Origin of the sequence: Loigolactobacillus jiayinensis (assembly GCF_003946445.1) — a bacterium.
Classification (GTDB): domain Bacteria; phylum Bacillota; class Bacilli; order Lactobacillales; family Lactobacillaceae; genus Loigolactobacillus; species Loigolactobacillus jiayinensis.
Window position 1 is genome coordinate 1 of sequence record NZ_RHOF01000094.1, and the last position, 266, is coordinate 266.

The window sequence follows — 266 nt, forward strand, 5'->3', positions numbered from 1 at the left end:
CGATTATTAAGAAGTTAACACCAGCCGAGAAAAAGCGTCTTGATACCACCGATGAGCGCGCCATTGTCGGTTACCGTTATCTACCCGTCTTTGACGTGTCACAAACTAACGGTGAGCCAGTGTTAAGTGCCAAGGATTTTGTCAAAGAAAATTTAGCCGATCATAAGAATGTAACGAGCTTGTATAACGCGTTCAAAGATTATTTAAACCAGCAAACCGACCTTAAAGTCAGTGAAGTGCCTTTAGCGACGCTAAATGGGGCTAAG

The 266-nt window shown here is 43.2% G+C and carries 1 pseudogene; it reads left to right on the top strand.

What is annotated here, in order from left to right:
* Positions 1-266: pseudogene (locus tag EKM80_RS14265) on the top strand (hypothetical protein); the annotation flags it as partial.